The following is an 18,986-nucleotide window of genomic DNA, read 5'->3' as shown; positions in this document are numbered from 1 at the left end:
CGGGTGTCGTGCGCACGGCGACTTGGCTCAACCAGAGCCTCGGGCGCGGAAGTTCAGCGCTGCTTGGTCAGGGTTCGCAGCAGGACGAACAGGGCGAAGGCCATCACGAGGAGGTGCAGCCAGGCGGGCCCGGGGGCGGGGGAGGGGGTGAACGCGAGCAGCTGATTCGATGTCATCTCCCGCGTCTGCCCGCCCCGGAGGGATCGACGCGCCCGGATGTGCGCCAGGTCACCCGCGGGGTGTCGTGCGAGTCGATCGGAGCGACCCGCACGCCCCGGCGAATGTCACTCGCCGTGTTTGATGATCGCGCTTCAGGTAACACTAGGTAGTGGCAAGTTGTCAGCGCCCGACGAAAGGAACGAGCATGTCGATGTCCATCGTGGTGATTCTCGTCGCGGTCGGAGCCCTGATCGCTCTTCTCGTGGCAGCCCCCGCAGCTCCCGTCCGGTCGAACGCGCCCCGACGCGGCGTCCAGGCACGCCGGCTTCGGACGATTCCTCCGCAGCGCGGCGGCCACCGCCGCAGCGCCCACTGACACCGGGCGGAGCGCCCTCCGGCGAGGGTGCTCCGCCCGGCTCGGCCGGGTCGACGATCAGTGGGCCGCGCGCTCGCCCCCGGGGAGGGCGCGGAAGCGCTCCAACGCCTCGATCACGAGTGCGTGGTCGTCGAGTTGCGGCAGCCCCGACACCGTTACCGCGCCGATGACTCCCGCGCCCTCGACGGCGATCGGGAACGAACCCCCGTGCGCGGCGTACAGGTCCGGGTCCAGGCGTCCGTCCGTGTCGAAGTCCTTGCCGCGGGCCCGGAAGCGGGTTCCGATCAACAGCGAGGAGGCGCCGTAGCGTTCGACGACACGACGCTTGCGCTCGATCCAGGCGTCGTTGTCCGCGCTCGACCCGGGGAGCGCGCAGTGGAAGAGCTGCTGGGCGCCGCGTCGGATGTCGATGGCGACGGGAGCCGACCGCTCGCGGGCGAGGGTGACGAGCAGCGAGCCCAGTTCCCAGGCGTCCTCGTGGGTGAAGCGGGTCAGGGTGAGCCGCGCCTCCTGAGCCTCCAGCTCGGCCACGTCGGGGGCGGGGGCGCTCACGGCGTCACCTCCGTCCGTACGGCGGCAGGGTCGGCGGTCTGGCCGAGGGGGCTGGATCCAGCGGTCGAGGCAATCATGCCGCCACTTTGGCAACACTGTTGCCGAAGTGCAAACGGGCAGGTCGGTGCGGGGTCCGTGGCTGTCCGGCTCACGTACCGCGGTGCGTCGCCAGCCACTCCAGGGCGCTCTCGCCCGCACTCAACACCGAGAGGTGACCGTCGTCCGGGCTCATCCGCAGTTCCGCTCCGGGGATCCGGTCGGCGAGCCACCGACCGTGCGCGCTCGGTACGACCCGGTCCCGGGCGCCGTGCAGGAGAAGTGTGGGCGCCGTGATCAGTTCGGGACGAAAGCCCCAGGGCGTGACGTAGGCGAGGTCGTCGTCGATCAGACCACCGGGACCGGATTCCACGGCCGGCCCGACGACATCGGCGAACCAGGACCAGGGGCCGGCCAGCGCCGCATGATCGGCCGGTGTGAACATCTCCGGATCGAACACGGCACCGGCCTGGTGGTGCTCCTTCGCCCCGCGCCCCCGCGCGGCGGCACGCAAGGACGCCGCGCCGGAGGGGTTCATGCCGGCGAACCAGTCGAGGCCCTCGGCGTCGAAGGGCGCCAATCCCGCCACGCTCACCACGGCGAGGACCCGGTCCGCGAGCAGCGCAGTGCAGGCCAGTGCGTGCGGCCCGCCCCCCGAATGGCCCATGACCGCGAACCGGTCGATGTCCAACGCGTCCGCGACGGCGCGCACGTCCGCCGCCGCGGACGCCACGGTCCGCCCCGGGCACGGGGACGAGCCGCCGTACCCGGGGCGGTCGTGCGACACCCACCGGATGCCCAGTCGGGCGGCGGCGGGGAAGAGCGGCGCGGGGGGCGCCCCGATGTTCGGCGTGCCGTGGTGCCAGAACACGACGGGACCGTCGGCGCGACGTCCCGGTCCGGTGTCGTGGACGTGCAGGACGCGCCCGCCGGCCAACCGCAGGTCGCTCTCGTTCATCAGGGGTCCCTCCGAGGTGCGGGCGGGTCGGGTCGTGGCCGTACCGGTGGGCGTCAACGTACCGGCCCCGCGACCGCAGCGGGCCCCGCCCCGCGCGCGGGAACGCCGCGCGGGAACGCCGCGCGGGAACGCCGCGTGGGAACGCCGCGTGGGAACAGCCGATGCGACAACCGGTCGTCGCGGACGCGGGCCGACGCGCCACGCGATGTGCGGACGCGGGGACCGGCGCAGCGTCAACACGCCCGCCGGGGGGACCGGCGCCTTGTAGCATCGGTGCTCATGTCGAAGCCTGACGTCTTGCTCGTCGCCATCGCCGCCGCGGTGGAATCGGAGCAGACCAACCAGATGTCACTGACCGTCCTGGTTCACGGCGCCGTGGTCACGGGCCGCCTCGCTCCCGAGAGCGTGTGGCGCCGGCGCGTGGCCGAGGTCCTGATCGATTCCGACCGGCTCAGTCCGTTCGCGCCACTGTTCGCGGACGCCGAGACGGCCGACGGCTCCTCGCCCCGGGAGTCGCCCTCCTACCTGCACTTCCACGTGGCCAGGATCCTCCAGGGCACCATGGGCATCCCCGAGACCGGAGGGATGTACCGGATCGCGATCAAGGACGTCAGCGCGTGGACGATGGGGGACTTCAGCTACTCCGAGACCTGATCGCGGTCCCGGGCGCGGCCCCGGCCCGACCCGAGGGAGCGCAGTCGGCGCGTCAGACGGTGCCATCGCGGATGCCGTTCGAGGCGCAGCCGGGAGTGCTGGTCGAGTTCCTCCATCAGGCGCTGGGAGCGCTTGTCCACGCCGAGTTCGTCGAGTACGCGGTCCGCTTCGGCCAGCAGCGCCCCGTACAACTGCCACATCCCGGGCTCGGCGCGGACCCGCTCCAGCAACAGCACGGCGAGCCGGTCGCGGCTCATCCGGGCGATCTCCAGCTCCCGGGTCAGCCGGCCCTCGGCCTCCTCGGCGTTCGCGCTGACCTGAGCGGTGATCAGCTCGGCGAAGCTCTCCATCGCGATGGCCAGATGGCCGTACAACTCCTGGAGGGCCTGGGTGACGAGCGGCGGGAAGAGGGTGTCCGCCGGCCGGGTCTTGGCGAGATCGGTCAAGGTCCGGCAGGACACCCGCAGCACCACCGCGCAGATCTCCAGGGTGTCGAGCCCCGTGCGCAGCACCAGCCGGAAGAGGAGCCCCTCGCGCACCCTCGGATTCAGCCGCAGGCTGTCCTCGGCCTGTCGGAGCGCGGCATCGACCAGCGCGATGTCGTTGTCGAGGCGCCGTGCCTCGTGCAGCCGGGCGGCGGCCTTCTCCACCGTCGTGGGTCCGCCGAGTTCCGCGCAGATGTGCGTCAGCAGGGTGCTCATGCCCGCCGCGAGACCGGTGATCGCCTCCGAGGCGGGACGGATCCACACGGGCGGCACGAACAGCACGTTGAAGAGGAGGCCGACCGCCGCGCCGATCAGCGTCTCCAGGACACGGTCCCAGGCGGTGTCGGCGACCCTCGTGACACCGAGGACCAGCATCGCGCTGATCGCGACCTCCGGGACGAACTCGCCGGCCCGCACCACGCGGCCGATGACGAGCGAGGCCAGGATGATCAGGCCGAGACTCCACCAGGTCAGTCCGACCAGGGCGCTGAAGCCGATGGCGATCAGCACGCCGGCGACGACGGAGTTCACCCTCCGGATGCCGGTGGTGAGCGTGGTGTAGAGCGTGACCTGAACGACGAGCAGCGCGGTGAGCGGCGCGGTCAGGGGCGCCGGCTCGTCGCTCACCGCCAGGGCGACGACGTACGAGACGACGGCAGCCGCGGTCGAACGGATCGCCTGGACGACCGCGGGTTCCCGGTAGCGGTGGGCGAGCCGACGCAGAGGTGTGATTGCCAGTGTCATAAGCCCGCCCCTGCCCACTCCTCGACGTGATCAACAAGCGCACCGATCACCCGGCCCTCGCGGGGCACACGCGAACGGGGCGGAACGGCGCGCGTCGAGGTCCGGCGCGCTTCCGGCCCGCCGCCCACGCGCGATTGCATCATCGGAGACCGGTGCACAGACCGGTGCGCCGAGGAAGAGGAGAGCCCCACGTGGCCATTGCGACGATCAACCCCGTGAACGGCGAGACGCTCCGCACGTTCGACGAACTGACGGAAGACGAGGTCGAACGAAGGCTGGCGCTCGCCGCCGAGACGTTCCGGACGTTTCGGATCACGGAGTTCGCCGAGCGCGCCCGGCTCCTCGACCGCGCGGCGGACCTCCTGGACGAGGACCAGGACGACATCGCCCGCACGATGACGACCGAGATGGGCAAACCGATCGCGGCGGCCCGCGCCGAAGCGGCGAAGTGCGCCAAGGCCATGCGGTGGTACGCCCGCAACGCCGAGGGCCTGTTGGCCGACGAGTTCCCGGCCGAGGAGGAGGTCGCGGACTCCGGGGCCGCCCGCGCCCGGGTCCACTACCGGCCGCTGGGAGTCGTCCTGGCCGTGATGCCGTGGAACTTCCCCCTCTGGCAGGTCGTCCGCTTCGCGGCACCCGCGCTCATGGCCGGCAACGTGGGTCTGCTCAAGCACGCGTCGAACGTGCCCCAGACCGCGCTGTACCTGGGCGACCTCTTCCGGCGCGCCGGATTCCCCGCCGGAGCCTTCCAGACGCTGCTCGTCTCCTCCGGCGCGGTCGAGAGGATCCTGCGCGATCCCCGGGTGGCCGCGGCGACCCTGACGGGGAGCGAGCCGGCGGGCCGCGCGGTCGCCGCCATCGCCGGCGACGAGGTCAAGAAGACCGTCCTGGAGCTCGGCGGCAGCGACCCCTTCGTGGTGATGCCGTCGGCCGACGTCGAACGCGCCGCGCGGATCGCGGTGACGGCCCGGGTGCAGAACAACGGCCAGTCCTGCATCGCGGCCAAGCGATTCATCGTGCACACCGACGTCCACGACGAGTTCACCCGGCTCTTCACCGCCCGCATGGCCGAACTGACCGTCGGCGACCCGATGGCGGAATCCACCGACGTCGGCCCGCTCGCCACCGAGCAGGGCCGCGACGACGTCGAAGGACTCGTGGACGACGCGGTGCGCCGAGGAGCCCGCGCCCTGTGCGGCGGGAGCAGGCCGGAGGCGTTCCCGAAGGGCTGGTTCTACGAGCCGACGGTCCTCACCGGGATCACCCCCGAGATGCGCATCCACCACGAGGAGGCCTTCGGGCCGGTGGCGACCGTGTACCGGGTCCGCGACCTGGACGAGGCGGTGCACCTGGCCAACGACACGCCCTTCGGCCTGAGCTCGAACGTGTGGACCCGGGACGAGGCCGAACAGCGACGCTTCGTCCGGGACGTCGAGGCCGGCGGTGTCTTCTTCAACGGCATGACCGCCTCCCACCCCGCACTGCCGTTCGGCGGAGTGAAGCGCAGCGGTTACGGCCGGGAACTCTCGGGCCACGGGATCCGCGAGTTCTGCAACACGACGACCGTGTGGCACGCGGCCGAACCGGACGCCAAGCCCGCGTAGCCGCTCAACCGGACGCGCCCTGCGGCGTGACGATCGTGAACAGGGCGCCGTCCGGGTCCCCGATCGCGACCCGGCGGCTGTCGCCCGTCGTCCGGACCGGGGAGGCGGTCCGGCCACCGAGCCGGACGGCGGTGTCCACGGCCGCCTCCAGGTCGGGCACGTCGAAGTGGATGTGCCAGCGCGGGCGGATCTGCGGGTCCGGTGCCTCCTCCACGGCCCCGCCGCTGATCCGGGCGACGGTGTCGTGACCGCGCCGGATCACCACGTGATCGTGCTCGTACGAGACGTCACAGCACCCCGGGCGCTCGCACGCCCAGTCCAGGACGTCCCCGTAGAACACGGCGGCGGCGAACGCGTCACGCGTGCGCAGTTCGAGCGACGCGGCGGCGTGGTGGCGGTGCGCCGTCCAGTCCGGGATGACCTCGCCCTGCCAGAAACCGAAGACCGCCCCCTCCGGATCGGCGGCGAGCGCGGCGCGCCCCGTGCCGAAGGTCAGCGGGCCCACCGCCATGGTGGCGCCCCGTTCGCGGATCCGCGCCGAGGTGACGTCGGCGTCGTCGACGGCGAAGTACGGCGTCCATGCGACCGGGACGCCCAGCCGGCCGGCGAGTGCCCCGATGCCCGCGATCGGCACCCCGTCACGCATCGCCACCGAGAAACCCTCGCCGAGCCGGGTCGGGCGGAAGGTCCACCCGAGCACGGCCCCGTAGAACGCCTGCGCGTTCTCCAGATCGCGGGTCATCAGGCTCACCCAACACGGCGCACCGAACACCTCATGGCTTGACGTCGACACCGGCACCGACCTCTCTGACGCTCACCCGGCGCCCACCGTAGCCCCGGCTTCGACGCCAGACCGCGAGACACGGCCGCGCGGGACGGTGGACGACGCCCGGTCGGAATCCGGCACCGAGGGGAGTTCCGCCGGCGGAGAGGAGGCGGCCGGGCGGCCGGTGCCGCCATTGGGGTGGGATCGCGGGCACCGACCCGTCCGCGCGGGCCCGACCGTCGAAACAGACTCGACCCGCCCGACACCGCGGGCGGAACCCCCAGATTCTCCGAACCCCGATCCTGGAGAGCATCATGCGTACTCGCAAGATCGTCATCGCCGCGTCCGTCGTCCTGGCCGCCGCCGTGTCGGCGCCCGTTCTGGCCTCCGCCGACGGCGGCGACCACGCCGTGGACCGAGCGGGACGCCGGGCACTGACCGCCATCGGCCTGACCTCCGACCAGCGACTGGTGGAGTTCACCGTGGACTCGCCCGCCAAGCCCACCGGCATCGGCAGGGTGTCCGGGCTGCGGGGCGACACCAGGCTGGTGGGCATCGACTTCCGGGTCCAGAACGAGAAGCTCTACGGCGTCGGCGACAAGGGCGGCATCTACACCCTGAACACCGGCAACGCCAGGGCGACGAAGGTCTCCCAGCTCACCGTGGGCCTGTCGGGCACGCGGTTCGGGGTGGACTTCAACCCCGCCGCGAACCGTCTGCGCGTGATCGGCAACACCGGTCAGAACCTGCGCCACAACCTCGACGACGCCGCCGCCCCGCTGGGCACCACGGTCGACGGGACCCTCACCAACCCCACCACCCCGCCGTCCACCGCCATGGGCGTCACCGGCGCCGCCTACACCAACAACGACCTGAACGCCGCCACGGCGACCACCCTCTTCGACCTCGACACCACGGCCGACCGGGTCTCCCTCCAGTCACCCGCCAACGCCGGCACCCTCGCACCCACCGGGAACCTCGGCGTGAACGCCGGACCCGACGCCGGATTCGACATCCACTTCTCGCCCAAGCAGGGCATCAACCAGGGATTCGCGACCCTCGATACCGGTCGCGGCTCCCGCCTCTACCAGATCGACGTGCTGACCGGAGCGGCCCGCGACCTCGGCGCCTTCCCCGCCAAGCAGCAGGTCACCGACCTGGCCCTGCCGCTCGGCCAGAACTGATCCACCGCGCGCGGCGGGCCGTTCGGGCGGGGGACCGGCCCACCGAACGGCCGCCGCGCCGGCCAGTGCCTGCCGGGAGAGGGCCCCGCCACGTGCGCGTCCTACTCCTCGATGGCGCCGCCGGTGCGCCGCAGGTGCTGCCGGAAGGAGTACGAGGGATCCGCGTCCCGCAGGACCAGGTAGTCCTCGAAAGCCGTCTGCCGGCGCAACGTCTCGCCCGATCGGATCCGGCGCGCCTGCTCCCGCTCCGTCCCGGCGATCCGCCCGGCCGTCGTCAGCACCCTCTCGACGTGCTCCGCGGCGACGAACAGCACACCGTCGACGTCACCGAAGACGAAGTCCCGGCCGTCCACGAGGTGCGCCCCGAACCGTGCGGTGACCAGGGCGTCGGCCTCCCGTTCGTCCAGCCGTACGGGTCCGGGCGGGAAGGCGCCGTAGCTGAACACGGGCAGACCGATCTCGGCCAGCTCCGCCGTGTCGCGGTGCAGTCCCCACACCACCAGACCCGTCACCCCGGCCGCCGCGGCCTCCAGTACCGCCAGATCACCCACGCACGCCTCGTCCGAACGGCCGCCGTTGTCGATCACCAGGACGTCGCCCTCCTCGGCCCGGCCGAAGGCCTCCAGGAACACGTCCACGCTCCCGAAGTGACGCACCGGCAGCACGGGCCCCGCCACCCGGTGCCCCGGCACGACCGCGCCGATGCCGGGCGGTGCGACGCGCAGCGGCGTGTTCGTACGGACACAGGCGTCGGCCAGGAGCGGGGTGGACAGGTCGGCGAAGGCTTGCAGCATGCCCTCTCTCCTTCTCGAAAAGAACGGGTTCGATCGCGTACCGCCCTCATCGTGCCCTGCCACCTCCTCCGGCCCGTCCCGCCGTGTCCGCGCGTCCCGGTCAGGCGCCGACGTACGCCGCCAGGTGCTCGCCGGTGAGCGTGGGGCGGCCGGCGATCAGATCGGCGGGCGTGCCCTCGAAGACGATCCGGCCGCCGTCGTGGCCGGCGCCCGGACCCAGGTCCACGATCCAGTCGGCGTGCGCCATGACCGCCTGGTGGTGCTCGACCACGATCACCGACTTGCCGGAGTCGACGAGCCGGTCGAGGAGTCCGAGCAACTGCTCGACGTCCGCCAGGTGCAGGCCGGCGGTCGGTTCGTCCAGCACGTAGACCCCACCCTTGTCGGCCATGTGGGTCGCCAGCTTCAGCCGCTGCCGCTCACCGCCCGACAGCGTGGTCAGCGGCTGACCGAGACTGAGGTACCCCAGTCCCACGTCGGCGAGCCGATTCAGGATCCGGTGCGCGGCCGGCGTGTGCGCCTCCCCGGCCCCGAAGAACTCCTCCGCCTCGGTCACCGACATCGCCAGCACCTCGCTGATGTCGCGGCCGCCGAGGTGATGCTCCAGGACCGCCGCCTGGAACCGCTTCCCCTCGCACTCGTCACAGACGATGGCGACGCCCGCCATCATCGCCAGGTCGGTGTAGACGACCCCGGCGCCGTTGCAGTTCGGGCAGGCACCCTCCGAGTTGGCGCTGAACAGCGCCGGCTTCACGCCGTTGGCCTTCGCGAACGCCTTGCGGATCGGGTCGAGCAGACCGGTGTACGTGGCCGGGTTGCTCCGGCGCGAACCGCGGATCGCGCCCTGGTCGATCGACACCACACCCTCGCCGGCGGGGATCGACCCGTGCACGAGCGAACTCTTCCCGGAGCCGGCGACACCGGTGACGACCGTGAGCACCCCGAGCGGGATGTCGACGTCGACGTCGCGCAGGTTGTGCGTCGTCGCGCCGCGGATCTCCAGCGTGCCGGTGGGCGTCCGTACCGTGTCCTTGACGGCGGCCCGGTCGTCGAAGTGGCGGCCGGTGACGGTGCCCGCGGTCCGCAGCCCCTCGACGCTGCCCTCGAAGCAGACCGTGCCGCCCGCCGCGCCGGCGCCGGGACCGAGGTCCACGACGTGGTCGGCGATCACGATCGTCTCCGGCTTGTGCTCGACGACCAGCACCGTGTTGCCCTTGTTCCGCAGCCGCAGCAGCAGATCGTTCATGCGCTGGATGTCATGGGGGTGCAGGCCCGTCGTGGGCTCGTCGAAGACGTAGGTGACGTCGGTGAGCGAGGAACCGAGATGGCGGACCATCTTCACGCGCTGGGCCTCGCCGCCCGACAGCGTGCCCGACGGGCGGTCGAGCGAGAGGTAGCCGAGCCCGATCTCCACGAACGAGTCCAGGGTCCCGCGCAGTGTCGACAGCAGCGGCGCCACCGACGGCTCGTGGAGGCCGCTCACCCACTCCGCGAGGTCGCTGATCTGCATCGCGCAGGCCTCGGCGATGTTGAGCTTGGCGATGCGCGAGGAGCGGGCCTCCGCGCTGAGCCGGGTACCGTCGCATTCGGGACAGGTGGTGAAGGTGACCGCCCGCTCCACGAACGCCCGGATGTGCGGCTGCATCGCCTCCTTGTCCTTGGACAGGAACGACTTCTGGATCTTGGGGATGAGGCCCTCGTAGGTGAGGTTCACGCCCTCGACCTTCACCTTGGTCGGCTCCCGGTGGAGGAAGTCCTGCATCTCCTTCTTGGTGTACTTGCGGATCGGCTTGTCCGGGTCGAGGAAGCCCGACTCGGCGTAGAGCCGTACGGTCCACCAGCTGTCCGACTTCCAGCCGGGGATGGTGAACGCCCCCTCGGAGATCGACTTGGAGTCGTCGTACAGCTGGGCGAGGTCGATGTCGGAGACGCTGCCCCGGCCCTCGCAGCGCACGCACATGCCGCCCGTGCGGCTGAAGGTCGCCTTCACCGTCCTGGTGGCGGCGCCGCGCTCGACCGTGATCCCCCCGCTCGCCCGGACCGAGGGGACGTTGAAGGCGAAGGCGCCGGGCCCGCCGACATACGGCTTCCCGAGGCGACTGAAGAGGATGCGCAGCATCGCGTTGGCGTCGGTGACGGTTCCGACCGTGGAGCGGGGGTCGGCCCCCAACCGCTGCTGGTCCACGATGATCGCGGTCGTCAGGCCGTCCAGTACGTCGACCTCGGGCCGCGCCGGCGTCGGCATGAAGCCCTGGACGAAGGCGCTGTACGTCTCGTTGATCAGCCGCTGCGACTCCGCCGCGATCGTGCCGAACACCAGCGAGCTCTTGCCCGAGCCGGAGACGCCCGTGAACACCGTCAGCCGCCGCTTGGGGATCTGGACGCTGACGTCCTTGAGGTTGTTCACGCGCGCGCCGTGCACGCTGATCAGGTCGTGGCTGTCGGCGTCGTGCGGCGCGGACGACCGCGTCCCCGTCCTCTTGGCCATGCTTATCGCGTCTCCATCCGTCGATCGGGGCCGGGCGCCCCGTTCCCTGCCGGCAGGGCTCGATGCCCGTGGACTTCACGCTACGGCGGGCGGGGCGGGTTTCGCTTCTCCGATCCTGATCGGTCGCGGGTCCGGGTCGCGGGTCCTGATCGCTCGCGCGGGCACGCGGGCGGTCGTCTTCGTCGTCCGCCCGTCTTCGTGCGGTGCGTATCCGGCCTCCCGAGCCCGATGTGTACGGAAGTCGGCCACTACCCGTCGGTACCCGATCGGATCGTGTGTGGGTTTGATAGATGTGGGTGCTTCGGATGTGCGCTGGTTCGGCGGGAGGAAACGGTCATGGTGGAGCTGCCGGTTCCGAGAACACTCGTGTGCGGATACTGCGGGGCCGGCCCGGTCGACGGTGTGGCGCGGACGATCGCGGCGGGCCCGGGCTTCCTGACGGTGACCTGGCACGCGGACCGGTGCCCGCACTACGCGGCGGATCGCATCCTCGCGGAGGAGTCGTCCTGACCGTCGCCGTCGCCGTCGCCGCCGGTCCGCCGCCGGTCCGCCACCGGGCCCGCGAGGGCCGGGGGGCCGCGCCGGTCGGAGGCTGCCTCCGGGCCGCACATGCGAGTGAATCGCACCTGGTCACCGGGCGTATGACGGCTGTAGCCGCAATGCGTGCGATGTGCCACCGTGGGGGCATGGAGGGGAATCGGCACGTACACGATCACCGTCAGGACCATCAACCTCACCACCCTCACGTGGGCTCGGGCCGCGGCCGGCGCCTGGCGCACCTGATCCGCCCGCACGGCCACGAGGCGGCCGACAGGATCGATCCGGCCATGGAGACCTCGCGCGCCGGTATGCGCACGCTGTGGCTGTCCCTGCTCGTCCTGGCGGCGACCACCGTCGTCCAGGCCGTGATCGTCGCCCTGTCGGGATCGGTGGCCCTGCTCGGCGACACCGTCCACAACGCCACCGACGCCTTGACCGCCGTCCCGCTCGGCATCGCGTTCCTGTTCGGCAGGCGCGCCGCGAACCGGCGCTACACGTACGGCTACGGCCGGGCCGAGGACCTGGCCGGGATGCTCATCGTGGCGACCATCGCCGCCTCCGCGGCACTGGCCGCCTGGGCGGCCGTCGACCGGTTGCTGCACCCCCGCGACGTCACCCACCTGTGGGCGGTGGCCGCCGCCGCGCTCGTCGGGTTCGCCGGCAACGAATGGGTGGCCCGCCAACGCATTCGCACCGGCCGCAGGATCGGCTCCGCCGCCCTGGTCGCCGACGGCCTGCACGCCCGAACCGACGGATTCACCTCCCTCGCCGTCCTCCTCGGCGCGGCCGGCTCCGCCGCCGGGTGGAAGGCCGCCGACCCCGTGATCGGGCTGCTGATCACCGTCGCGATCCTGTACGTGCTGCTCGGCGCCGCCCGGGAGGTGTTCCGGCGGCTCATGGACAGCGTCGACCCGGCACTGGTGGAGAGCGCGGAGAACGCCCTGCGCGCGGTCGGCGGTGTGCGGGGCGTGGGGCAGGTCCGGATGCGCTGGATCGGCCACGCCCTGCGCGCCGAGGCCGACATCGTCGTCGACGCGCACCTGACGGTGGTGCAGGCCCACGAGCTGGCCGAAGCCGCCGAGCACGCCCTGGTACACGCCGTTCCGCGACTGATCGCCGCGACCGTTCACACCGACCACACGCCGGTCGGGGCGCGGCCGAGGGTTGCCTGAAGCGGCCTCCCGTCGTTGGGTACGTCGTGAACGACACGAGAAGAACCGTTCCGGCACCCTGGCCGGGCCTCAGCCCCCGAACCGGCGAGCACGCCCGCCCCTCGGGGACCCCCATCTACGACGCCGTCGTGCGCCAGTGGCGCGAACAGGGCCGGGAGATCCCGCGCCCACCCGCACCACTGCGCCGCTGGGCACGGGTGGAGAGCGCCGACCTCTTCCTGCGCGACCAGGTACCGGCCCTGTGACGGGTACCGGCGTCTCCGCGGAACGGGTCCCGCCCGGACCCGTGGGCGGCCGGGGGCGGGGTCCGGTCCTCCGAGCGGCAGTGCGTGTCGACACCCGGACCGGAGAGCTGCCGGGAGACGCGCGGGTGGCAGGCCCCCCGATCAGGCTGATCCGGGGATCAGCTCTGCCGGGTCAGCACCCACAGGCGGTGGTCCCAGCCGATGTCCGTGAGATCGCGGACCGCCAGCCCGGCGCGCGCGACGAGTTCCGCGAACGCGGCCTCCGAGCGCACTCCCGAGCCGAACGCCGACGCCAGCCGCAACTGGTTCAGCGCCGCCTCCACGTCATCGGCGTCCGGCCCCTCGACCTGTTCCACCAGCAGCAGCGCGCCCCCGTCGGGAAGCGCGGCCGCCGTCTCCGTCAGGGTGAGCACGGCGTCCTCGTCGGGCAGCAGCTCCAGCAGCCGACACAGGAGTACGGTGCCGTCACCGGGGGGCACCGGTCCGGAGCGGGCGAGCAGGTCCACCCGGGGCAGCACGTCGGCATCCAGCACCTGCTCCCGCACCACCCGCAGCGCCGACGGCTGCGCGGCGATCCGGGCCCGCAGTTCGGGGAACACCTTGAGCAGCGTGTTGACCACGGCGCCGGCGCCGTGCCCGGCTGCGGTCACCGATCCCACCGAGGACCAGTCGTACCCGCCGGCGACACCGGGCGCGATCCACAGCGCCTCGTCCTCGACCGCCTCGCGCGCCGAACCGCCGAGGCGCTCGTCGTTGACCATCGCCTCGGCCAGCGGCAGGCCGGACAGGGTGCGGTAGCCGGCCTTGCCGCTCCACAGGGTCTCGGCGAGACCCGACAGCGACAGGTCGAGGGCGGCCTGCGCGCCGCGCAGGTCGTACTCGGCCAACGAGTGGTCGTCCTCGACGAGTTCCTCGCCGATCGGCGTCAGCCGGTACCCCTCGGAGTCGAGGGCGAACACGTCCAGCGAGACCAGGTAGGTCAGCAGGGCGGCCAGCGTGCGCGGCTGCGCCGACGTGCGCGCGGCCAGGGCGTCCGGCGTCCGGACCCCCTGGTAGACCAGATCCACCAGGCCGAGCGTGACCGCCGCCCGGATGGCGAGGCCCGGTGCCAGGTCGGTCAGTTCGTGCAGGCGGTCGTGCGCGTCGTCCTCGTCCTGCGCCTGCGGCCCCGTGACGACGGCCGGTTCGGTGCGCCTCCAGTACCCGGTGATGTGGGTCCGCTCCCGCGGCACCTGTCGGTCCACCGCGAGGTGGCGGCGGATGCCCTTCAGGGTCACGGCCTCGCCGGCCGCCCACACGAACGGGGTGCCCGGCAGCCACTCCATGCCCCGTACCGCCTGCTCCAGCAGGTCGGTGCTCCCTGCGGGCGCGCCCCCGCGCACGAGCCAGGTGATCTCGGCGTCGGCGCGGGTCGGCAGTTCCTGACGGTGGCTGTCCTCGCCGACCTCGACGAACACCCGGGCGCGGGTGCCCTCCGGCATCTCCTCCAGCCACCGGGCGATGGCGGGCAGGGCCGTCTCGTCACCGATCGCCAACAGCCAGTCGACGCCCTCCGGATGACCGTGCGACATCTTCGGGCCGGCGATCCAGGTGACGTCGCCGGGCTTCGCCGCCTGCGCCCACGACGAGGCGACGCCGCCCGCGTGGTTCACGAAGTCGAAGTCGATCTCCCCGGCCTCGGAGTCGAAACGCACCGGGGTGTAGTCCTTGGTGAGCGGCCTCGCGTCGGCGGGCCAGTCCAGGCTGGAGACGTTCTGGCCAGGCAGCACCGGGTCCCCGCCCGCCTCGTCGGCGAAGAAGAACTTCACGTGGTCGTCGAAGCCCTCGGTGCGCAGCGCCGGCAGCTCCAGGCCGTTCTTCCGGAAGGCGGCCAACTGGGGCCCGCCCAGCGTCACCCGACGCATGCCAGGGGTCACGTCCGCGACACGCAGCACGGTCAGCTCCCTGAGCACGATGGGGAAGGTGACGACCGGGCGGGGGTTGCGGCTGGACATGGGGAGAACTCCTCAGATGTGTGGTCGGGGTCGGGCCGGTCGGCCCGCCGCCCGGGGAAGGCGGCGGGCCGACCTGTTCGGGTGTCGCCTACCGGCCGGCGACGGCCTTGGCGAGGAGCGGCGTCAACTGCTCGACCGCCCACGGCGCGTTCAGCGCGTCCGGGTAGGCGATGGACGAGGCCAGGTTGTTGTCCGACGGGATGACCGCGAAGTGCTTGCCCTTCACGGAGTTCAGCGACTGGAAGAGCTTGTTGCCCTCCAGCTCCTTGGGGCTGATCACGCCGCGGTCACCGAAGGGGTAGGTGACGAGGAGGACGTCGGCGTCGAGCTGGTCGAGGTTCTCCAGGCTGACGGCGTTCTTGTCGGGGCCGTAGTTCTTCGCCTTGTCGGTCTTGGCGAAGCCGAGCTTCTCGAAGACGCCCGGGTCCTGGGCCTGGTACGACATGAAGCTGATCTGCTCGGGGTGGACGACGGTGTACGTGTACGTCTTGCCCTTGAACTCCGGGTGCGCGGCCGCCGCGTCGGCGGTGGCCTTCTCGTTGGCCGCGATGACCTCGTCGGCCTTGGCCTCCAGGCCCAGCGCCTTGGCGGCGGTCTTCAGACGCTCCTGCCAGGTCAGGGTGTCGGCCTGCGCCTTGTCGGTGTAGGTGACGACGGGGGCGATGGGGGACAGCTTCGCGTAGTCCTTGTCCATCTCCCACGTGTTCACGCCGAGGATGACGTCGGGGGCCTCGGCGGCGATGGCCTCGTAGGCGGTGCCGTCCGTGTCGTCGTACGTCTTGAGCTTGCCGGCGCCGAGCTTGTCGATGGCCCGCTGCTTGTACTCGGGGACCTTCCCGCCGTCCTCCACGTCCGGGGTGATCACCGGGACGATGCCGAGGGCCAGCGCGATGTCGGTGTCGCCGTCGGAGACGGTGGCGACCTTGAGCGGCTTCTTCTTCACCTCGGTGTTGCCCCAGGCGTTCTTGAGGGAGACCGGGAAGGCGCCCTTCGCGGCGTCGGCTGAGGCGGCGGCCGGCTTGTCCGCCTTGTCGGAGGAGCCGCCACCACAGGCGGTGAGCAGGCCGAGGCCGGCGGCGGTGGCCGTCAGGGCGGCCAGGGTGCGGTGTCTGTCGAGGAAGGACACGGGGACTGGTACTCCTATGAGGTGGTGTGGCGGCCCAGGGGGAAGATCTGGGGCCGGCCGGAACGGGGATGGGGAACGACCAGACAGTCGAGGCCGAAGACCTCGGCGACCGTCTGCTCGGTGAGGACCTCTTCGGGCGCGCCCTGGCACACGATCCGGCCGTCGCGCATGGCGACGATCGTCGAGGCGTACAGGGCGGCCTGGTTGAGGTCGTGGGACACCAGGACGATGGTCTTGTCGCTCTGCTCGTTGAGATCCGCGAGCAGGTCCATGACCTCGATCTGGTGCGCGATGTCGAGATAGGTGGTGGGCTCGTCCAGCAGCAGCGTGGGGGTTTCCTGGGCCAACGCCAGCGCGATCCAGACGCGTTGGCGCTGACCACCCGAGAGCTGGTCCACCGGCCGGGAGATCAGCTCGGCCGTGCCGGTGGCCGTCAACGACCGGGCGATGACCTCGTCGTCGGCGGCCGTGCGGCGCTGCCCGAACCGGTGGTGCGGGTGGCGGCCGCGCCAGACCAGGTCCCCCACGGTGATGCTCTCGGGGGCGATCGGGGACTGCGGCAGGATGCCGAGCCGGCGGGCCACCTCGCGGGTCGGCAGGGCGTGGATGTCGTTGCCGTCGAGCAGGACCGAGCCGGCGGCGACCGGCAACAGGCGGGCCATGGACTTGAGCAGGGTGGACTTGCCGCAGGCGTTGGGACCGACCAGCACGGTGATCCTGCCGGGCTCGATGTCCAGGCTGAGGTCCTCGATGACCGGTGTGCGGTCGTACCCGGTGGTGATGGAACGGGCGGCCAGGCCGGGGGGCGCCGTGGAACTCATGAACTTGCTCCTTGCCTGCGGCGGAGGATCAGCCAGACGAAGTAGGGGGCGCCGATCAGGGCGGTGAGGACACCGGTGGGCACCGGGCTGATCAGCGGACCGTGCTGGGCCAGCACATCGGACCCGAGGACGATCACCGCACCGATGGGGGCGGCGAGCAACAGCGCCCGGTCCGCGCCGACCAGGCGCGCGGCGATGGGGCCGCTCACCAGCGAGACGAAACCGATGGGCCCGGTCACGCTGGTGGCCAGGGCGGCGGCGGCCGCACCGAGCAGCAGGGCCGCCGTCCTGGCAGCCGACACCCGGGTGCCGAGCCCGGCCGCCAACTGGTCGCCCAACGACATGGCACCCAGCGCCCGGCCGAGCGGCGCGGCGCACAGGGCGCACACGGCGAAGGCGACCGCGAGGGTGGTGACGCCGTCCCAGGTGACTCCGCTGACGCTGCCGACGAGCCAGCGCGTCACCTGGGCGATGCTGTGCTGACCCGCCATGGAGAACAGGTAGTTGACGTATGCGGTGCACACCGCCGCCATGCCGATGCCGATCAGCACCAGCCGGAAGGTGTCCACCCGGCCGCCGCGCCGGCTGAGCAACAGCACGGCGCCGACGAGGAGGAAGGACCCGGCGAGCGCCGCGCCCTCCACCCCGTAGGGGATCGCCGGCGCGAGGATCAGGACCGTGACGGCTCCGGCCCCCGCACCGGCGGAGATGCCGACGATGTCCGGGGTGGCGAGCGGGTTGCGGATGAGTCGCTGGTAGAGCGCGCCGGAGAGCCCGAACAGGGCGCCGGCCAGCAGGGCCGCCAGCGCGCGGGGCATCCGGATGCGGTGGATCACGTAGTCGGCGAGGCCGGTGCGTTGACCGAACGCGGCGGGCAGCACGTCGGACGCCGGGATGTTGCGCAACCCGCCGAGCAGGACGGAGGCCAGCAGCAGCCCGATCAGGACTGCGACGAGCACGGCGACCAGGAGGGCGGTGCGTCGGCGGGCGGACCGGTGGGCCCGGCGCAACAGCGCGGCGGTGGCGGCGACCGACGACGTACCGGGGGCTTCGTGCGGTCGGCCGGCCGGAATCGCGGGCCGCGCGCCGGCGGCTTTGGATTCCGAGGCTTCGGCGTCGGTGGCCTTGGGTTCGGTGGCCTTGGGTTCGGGTGCCGACGCGGGCACCGCGGCCCGGGTCGGGGCGGCTTGTCGGGGCACGGGCACGTCCTTCACATCCGGACCAGGTCGCGTCGGCGGGCCAGCCACACGAAGAACGGGGTGCCGACCACGGCCGTCATCACCGACACCTGGATCTCACCGTGATCGAGGACCAGGCGGCCCACGGTGTCGGCGCCGACCAGCAGCACGGCCCCGCAGAGCATCGACAGCGGCAGCGACCAACGGTGGTCCGCGCCGACCAGCATCCGCGCGACGTGCGCGGCGACCAGTCCCACGAAGGCCACGGGTCCGACGGCCGCCGTCGCCGAGGCACAGAGCAGGACGGCCACCGCCGCGCCGGCCAACTGGGCACGCTGGACGCGCACACCGAGGCCCCGGGCCGTCTCCTCGCCGAGGCTGAGGGCGTTGAGGGTGCGGCCGAGCGGCAGCGCGAGCAGCAGGCCGATGACGGCGAACGGCGCGATCTCGCCCAGGACCTGGGAGCGACCGCTGAGTTGACCGACCGACCAGAAGCGCAGGGAGGAGTACACGGCCTCGTCGCGGACGACGAGGAGGGTGACGACGGAGGCCAGCACGGCGGCGATGGCGACACCGGCCAGCACCAGCCCGAGGGTGGTGCTGCCCGCGTTGGTGCGCGTACCGATCAGGTAGACGAGGGCCGCGGCAATCGCCGAGCCGACGAGCGCCAGCCAGAAGAAGCCGCTCGCGTCGTTGACGTCGAGGAAGAGAATGCCGAGGACCACGAACATCGCGGCGCCCTGCTCCACGCCCAGGATGCCCGGATCGGAGAGCGGGTTCATCGTGAGTGCCTGCATCACGAGCCCGGAGGCGCCGAGCGAGGCGCCGACGGCCAGACCGAGCAGGGTGCGGGGGATGCGTTCCGTCCACAGGACGTCGTGGTTGTATCCGCCGCCCCCGGGGTGGAGCAGGATCTTGACGGTCTCCAGCGCCGAGATGTCGCGTGCGCCGTAGCCGACACTCGCGATCACCACCGTCGCGAGAAGCAGGCCGGCGACCAGGGTCACCACCGTGCCGCGCGAGAAGCGGGTTCTCGCGGGCGCCGGCGGCGGCACTGTCACCGGCGGGGCCGATTGACTCATGGGTGTTCCGGTACTCCTCGTCCGTGCA

General features: G+C 72.0%; 19 protein-coding genes. 7 read left to right on the top strand and 12 right to left on the bottom strand.

The features are described from left to right. Positions 1–53: 53 nt before the first annotated feature. Complete coding sequence (locus tag ACQEVM_RS20280) at positions 54–176, bottom strand: hypothetical protein (RefSeq protein WP_433081016.1); 123 nt, start codon at positions 174–176, stop codon at positions 54–56. A gap of 188 nt (positions 177–364) precedes the next feature. On the opposite strand from ACQEVM_RS20280, the gene ACQEVM_RS20275 reads away from it, so the two are divergent. Further along, positions 365–535: a hypothetical protein gene (locus tag ACQEVM_RS20275; RefSeq protein WP_266973237.1), complete on the top strand. Its 171-nt coding sequence runs from the start codon at positions 365–367 to the stop codon at positions 533–535. Positions 536–592: 57 nt separating this feature from the next. Here ACQEVM_RS20275 and ACQEVM_RS20270 read toward each other — a convergent pair whose 3' ends face one another. After that, a complete protein-coding gene (locus tag ACQEVM_RS20270; protein WP_433081014.1) occupies positions 593–1,087 on the bottom strand; it encodes a heme-degrading domain-containing protein in 495 nt (164 codons plus the stop codon). 148 nt (positions 1,088–1,235) lie between these two features. Beyond that, complete coding sequence (locus ACQEVM_RS20265; RefSeq protein ID WP_433081012.1) at positions 1,236–2,081, bottom strand: alpha/beta fold hydrolase; 846 nt, start codon at positions 2,079–2,081, stop codon at positions 1,236–1,238. A gap of 279 nt (positions 2,082–2,360) precedes the next feature. On the opposite strand from ACQEVM_RS20265, the gene ACQEVM_RS20260 reads away from it, so the two are divergent. Next, complete coding sequence (locus ACQEVM_RS20260; RefSeq protein WP_433081010.1) at positions 2,361–2,735, top strand: hypothetical protein; 375 nt, start codon at positions 2,361–2,363, stop codon at positions 2,733–2,735. Here ACQEVM_RS20260 and ACQEVM_RS20255 read toward each other — a convergent pair. Further along, positions 2,720–3,964 (bottom strand): FUSC family protein, encoded by a 1,245-nt coding sequence (locus tag ACQEVM_RS20255; RefSeq protein ID WP_433081008.1) that lies wholly within the window; start codon positions 3,962–3,964, stop codon positions 2,720–2,722. The genes ACQEVM_RS20260 and ACQEVM_RS20255 overlap by 16 nt on opposite strands. 191 nt (positions 3,965–4,155) lie before the next feature. Between ACQEVM_RS20255 and ACQEVM_RS20250 the strand changes: the two genes are divergently transcribed. Beyond that, a complete protein-coding gene (locus ACQEVM_RS20250; RefSeq protein ID WP_433081006.1) occupies positions 4,156–5,568 on the top strand; it encodes an NADP-dependent succinic semialdehyde dehydrogenase in 1,413 nt (470 codons plus the stop codon). A gap of 4 nt (positions 5,569–5,572) precedes the next feature. On the opposite strand, the gene ACQEVM_RS20245 is transcribed toward ACQEVM_RS20250, so the two are convergent. Beyond that, on the bottom strand, positions 5,573–6,310 hold the full coding sequence (locus tag ACQEVM_RS20245) for a VOC family protein (protein WP_433081004.1): 738 nt from the start codon (positions 6,308–6,310) through the stop codon (positions 5,573–5,575). Between the two features lie 338 nt (positions 6,311–6,648). Here ACQEVM_RS20245 and ACQEVM_RS20240 point away from each other — a divergent pair, with 338 nt between their 5' ends. Continuing rightward, positions 6,649–7,518 carry a DUF4394 domain-containing protein gene (locus tag ACQEVM_RS20240; protein ID WP_433081002.1) on the top strand — a complete coding sequence of 290 codons (870 nt, stop codon included), beginning with the start codon at positions 6,649–6,651 and terminating at the stop codon, positions 7,516–7,518. Positions 7,519–7,619: 101 nt separating this feature from the next. Here ACQEVM_RS20240 and ACQEVM_RS20235 read toward each other — a convergent pair whose 3' ends face one another. After that, the gene (locus ACQEVM_RS20235; RefSeq protein ID WP_433081000.1) at positions 7,620–8,312 is read right to left on the bottom strand and encodes an RraA family protein; all 693 of its coding nucleotides are present in this window, start codon (positions 8,310–8,312) and stop codon (positions 7,620–7,622) included. A 100-nt stretch (positions 8,313–8,412) separates the two neighbouring features. Further along, positions 8,413–10,806: an ATP-binding cassette domain-containing protein gene (locus ACQEVM_RS20230; protein WP_433085277.1), complete on the bottom strand. Its 2,394-nt coding sequence runs from the start codon at positions 10,804–10,806 to the stop codon at positions 8,413–8,415. A 330-nt stretch (positions 10,807–11,136) separates the two neighbouring features. On the opposite strand from ACQEVM_RS20230, the gene ACQEVM_RS20225 reads away from it, so the two are divergent. The 3 genes from ACQEVM_RS20225 to ACQEVM_RS20215 all read left to right on the top strand — a co-directional run bounded on the left by ACQEVM_RS20225 (position 11,137) and on the right by ACQEVM_RS20215 (position 12,757). Beyond that, positions 11,137–11,310 carry a hypothetical protein gene (locus ACQEVM_RS20225; RefSeq protein ID WP_433080998.1) on the top strand — a complete coding sequence of 58 codons (174 nt, stop codon included), beginning with the start codon at positions 11,137–11,139 and terminating at the stop codon, positions 11,308–11,310. A gap of 176 nt (positions 11,311–11,486) precedes the next feature. Further along, complete coding sequence (locus ACQEVM_RS20220; RefSeq protein WP_433080996.1) at positions 11,487–12,512, top strand: cation diffusion facilitator family transporter; 1,026 nt, start codon at positions 11,487–11,489, stop codon at positions 12,510–12,512. 26 nt (positions 12,513–12,538) lie between these two features. After that, entirely contained in the window at positions 12,539–12,757 is a 219-nt protein-coding gene (locus ACQEVM_RS20215) for a hypothetical protein (protein WP_433080994.1), read from the top strand. A 158-nt stretch (positions 12,758–12,915) separates the two neighbouring features. Here ACQEVM_RS20215 and ACQEVM_RS20210 read toward each other — a convergent pair whose 3' ends face one another. The 5 genes from ACQEVM_RS20210 to ACQEVM_RS20190 form a co-directional block, all read right to left on the bottom strand. After that, positions 12,916–14,751, bottom strand: coding sequence for an SIP domain-containing protein (locus ACQEVM_RS20210; protein ID WP_433080992.1), 1,836 nt, complete (start codon positions 14,749–14,751; stop codon positions 12,916–12,918). A gap of 88 nt (positions 14,752–14,839) precedes the next feature. Continuing rightward, complete coding sequence (locus ACQEVM_RS20205) at positions 14,840–15,877, bottom strand: ABC transporter substrate-binding protein (protein ID WP_433080990.1); 1,038 nt, start codon at positions 15,875–15,877, stop codon at positions 14,840–14,842. A 14-nt stretch (positions 15,878–15,891) separates the two neighbouring features. Then, positions 15,892–16,698 (bottom strand): ABC transporter ATP-binding protein, encoded by an 807-nt coding sequence (locus tag ACQEVM_RS20200; RefSeq protein WP_433080988.1) that lies wholly within the window; start codon positions 16,696–16,698, stop codon positions 15,892–15,894. Beyond that, positions 16,695–17,897: a FecCD family ABC transporter permease gene (locus ACQEVM_RS20195; protein WP_433080986.1), complete on the bottom strand. Its 1,203-nt coding sequence runs from the start codon at positions 17,895–17,897 to the stop codon at positions 16,695–16,697. Before ACQEVM_RS20195 ends, ACQEVM_RS20200 begins: the two co-directional genes overlap by 4 nt. Positions 17,898–17,908: 11 nt before the next feature. Continuing rightward, positions 17,909–18,958 carry a FecCD family ABC transporter permease gene (locus ACQEVM_RS20190; protein ID WP_433080984.1) on the bottom strand — a complete coding sequence of 350 codons (1,050 nt, stop codon included), beginning with the start codon at positions 18,956–18,958 and terminating at the stop codon, positions 17,909–17,911. Positions 18,959–18,986: the final 28 nt, after the last annotated feature.

The sequence above is a fragment of the Streptomyces sp. CA-243310 genome (assembly GCF_050936775.1).
In the GTDB taxonomy this organism is placed as follows: domain Bacteria; phylum Actinomycetota; class Actinomycetes; order Streptomycetales; family Streptomycetaceae; genus Streptomyces.
This window is presented reverse-complemented; position numbering and strand designations above follow the sequence as displayed.